Origin of the sequence: Pseudoalteromonas sp. S558 (assembly GCF_005886635.1) — a bacterium.
In the GTDB taxonomy this organism is placed as follows: Bacteria; Pseudomonadota; Gammaproteobacteria; order Enterobacterales; family Alteromonadaceae; genus Pseudoalteromonas; species Pseudoalteromonas aliena.
This window is the reverse complement of sequence record NZ_PNDU01000320.1, coordinates 1-3,257: the sequence shown is the minus strand read 5'-3', so window position 1 is coordinate 3,257 and position 3,257 is coordinate 1. Positions and strand designations below refer to the sequence as shown.

Genomic DNA, 3,257 nt, shown 5'->3' with positions numbered 1-3,257 from the left:
TTTTAACGTCGTTAGTGAGTTCTTTAATACGCTACAATGATCATGTTTTTAATAAAATTGGTATTAATTAGGGGTCAGCAATAAATGTCAACAACAACGAATTGACCTCATTAGGTTATGCATTTCGCGTTGAGAATAAATTGCTCGTGGTCTGAGTAAGTATCGATTTCAATCTATACACTCGTTTATTTCTGAAATATACATAAGTTAAAAAAGGATAAAAGTTATTCTAATACAGAGGATTAGCTTTTCCATTTTGTTTTTTATGTAAACGAGTTGTGTTTTTTTTGTTCGTTGGTGTAGCAAAAAAAATAAAAAGGGGGTAAAGTTCTACCACCCATGACAGCGTTGTCACCTAAAAGACAGCGTTGTCATTAACAAGTTAACCAGCCACACACTGGTTAATTAGCTTTATAACTATTTTAATAATTACGGTAAAGGGAAAAGCAATGTCAAAATCAATCTTTAAAAAGGGGATGCTAGCAAGCTCGATAGCCTTAATCCTCACAAGTGGCACTTCAGCAATGGCAGCAGAGCAAGTTTCTTCGGTAGCTGAAAGTGATATAGAGGTTATTGAGGTTAAAGGGATCCGCAGTTCCCTTAAAGAGAACATTAATGCTAAGCGTTTTTCGTCTAATGTTTCTGACGTCATCACTTCTGAAGATATTGGCAAGTTTCCTGATAAAAATGTAGCTGAAACGCTTTCACGTATTACAGGCGTTGCCGTAAGCCGTGAGTTTGGTGAAGGCGAAAAAGTAAGTATTCGTGGCGCTGGACCTAAATACAACCGTACTTTATTAAATGGACAAACGGTAGGCACCGCAGATTGGTTTATTCTCGATGAAGCCAACCGCAGCTTTAACTACACCATGTTGCCTTCGGTTATTGTTAAAAGCTTAGAGGTGAATAAATCACCGGTGGCAAGTATTGATGAAGGCTCAATTGGTGGAACGATCGTACTGCGAACGCGTCGCCCATTGGAAATGGATGCTAATTCTGTAAGTTTATCGCTTGAAGGGCAATACTCAGAAACCTCTGAAGAAACAGACCCTCAACTGGCGGGTATGTACTCATGGAAAAATGAGGATGAGAGTTTTGGTGTTATGGTCTCGGCGGTAAAACAAGAACGTAATTTAGAGCGTCAAGGTTTTGAAGTTCTGGGTTGGGTTGAAAGTGCCGATGATAAGTACAGCGTCCCTCGCAACATTGGTGCACCTAAATTTGTACAAAGCCGCGAGCGTGAAACTATTTTTGCGACGTTGCAATATGCACCTACCGATAGCTTGTTAATGACACTTAACTACCTTGATTCAAAAATGGATGTTGATAATCAAAATTCAAATTTAATTAACTTCGCTTTTGGTGACCGTGCAGAGATTATTGCTAACGCAACAAAAATTGAAAACGGGGCTATTTTAGCATCAAGTGCAGGTGGTAATTATGCCTATAACTTTATTAACCGTGTTTCAAGTACGCAAACAGATCAGCTGCATTTAGACGTAGATTATCAAGGTGATGGGTACAGCCTAAATGTTGAATTAGGTAGAACAGAAGCTAAGGGCGGCACGTATCGAGAAACGTCATGGGAATATGTCGCTGTAGGCGCAGGCTATGAATATGACTTAACGGGTACACCGAATGTTAATGTGGGCGTTAATCCAGCTGATGGAAATAACTTTGCGGCGGGTTGGATTTGGGGTGGTGCTAAACCGACGACGGATGAAGAAACATTTGCACAAGCCGATTTAACATTTGATGTTGAGTTTGGCCCATTCACAGCAATTAAAACAGGCGTAAAATATCGCCAAGCAGAGCGTACTCAAGGTCGTCATGCTTATAGCTGGCATGCTCCTTTTGCGGACGGTGGCCCTGATTCAGATCATTATTTAGATCATATTTTTGATAGCTGTCCAACACTTGCTGCGTGTGGTTTAGACGCTAACGGTGCAATTTCAATCGATGCGGGTGTAACGGGTAATATTACTCAACAGGTTTCACATAATCGCGGATTAATGGAAGATATTGCTTTTAATGGCTTAAATGGTGTGTCAGCTGCGTATGCAATTCATGATAATTTAGCCGAAATTTGGGAAGTAAAAGAAGATATTTTAGCGCTGTATGTGCAAGGTGATTTTTCGGGTGACGGTTACAGAGGTAATGTGGGTTTGCGCCATGTGAGCACAGATCAAACATCGTATGGGTACGAGTTCTCAGGTGATTCATGGGGTTTAAATACAATTAATGGTGATTGGTTAACACCTAAAGTATTGAACTGGGTGAGCCAAGATAACGATTATTCAGAGTTTTTACCTAGCTTTAATATCGCCTTTGATTTAACGGATGAGCAAGTGTTTCGTGTCGGCGCTGCGCGCGTAATGGCTCGTCAAAATTGGGCCGATATTTCATCGTCAGAAACATTTGGATCGTTAACGGGCGGCCGAGGAACGGGGAGCAGAGGTAATCCAAATCTTGCTCCAACGATTGCAAACCAATTCGATCTTTCGTGGGAATGGTACTACGACGATGCTTCAATGTTGTCAGTGGCTTATTTTGCTAAAGATTTAAGCTCTTTGCGTTCAACGGTAACCGTGACTGAAGACCGCTACGATCAAGAAAACGATGTATTTGTTCCTGTTGATTTTGCTCAGCCTGGTAATGGTCTCGGTGGTTCAATCCAAGGTATTGAACTTGGCTTACAACATGACTTTGGTGGTTTTGGGGTTTCGGCAAACTATACCTACACAGATGCGAGTGCGGATGAAGAACGCGATATTAGCAAAGCAGGCACTGGTTTAGTTGAAGGCACCTCAAAAAATATGCTTAACCTTATGGCGTTTTATGAAAACGACGATTATCAAGCACGTATTATGTATAACTTCCGCAGTGATTGGTATAAAGGTCTGCACTTTAATGGTGATGAGCTATTTAATGACAGTTTTGGTCAGTGGGACGCTAGCGCATCTTATAACGTCAACCAGTACGTTACTTTAACCTTAGAAGCGGTTAATTTAACTGACGAAGAGATTGTTGAATACAATACTAACGAAGAGCGAATTATGTCGATTTATTCAAATGGACGTCGATATGTTGCGGGTATAAGAGTTAATTTTTAAGTTAGTAAAGTAGTGTAACTAAAAGCCGAGTTTAACTCGGCTTTTAGTTACTTAACCTGAACTCTGGATAATAAATCCATCTCGAGCAGCTATTTTCAGCGCTAACTGCGTTGAATTTACTGGCAATAGGCCGCTATTGACGCG

General features: G+C 40.7%; 1 protein-coding gene. It reads left to right on the top strand.

Annotation, left to right across the window (positions count from 1 at the left end):
- The first annotated feature begins 449 nt into the window (after nt 1-449).
- Entirely contained in the window at nt 450-3,113 is a 2,664-nt protein-coding gene (locus tag CWB66_RS18390) for a TonB-dependent receptor (protein ID WP_138586508.1), read from the top strand.
- Nucleotides 3,114-3,257 lie beyond the last annotated feature (144 nt).

What these genes read in the sequence shown, in the direction of transcription:
- CWB66_RS18390 (WP_138586508.1), top strand. Translation starts at nt 450, where the DNA reads ATGTCAAAATCAATCTTTAAAAAGGGGATGCTAGCAAGCTCGATAGCC.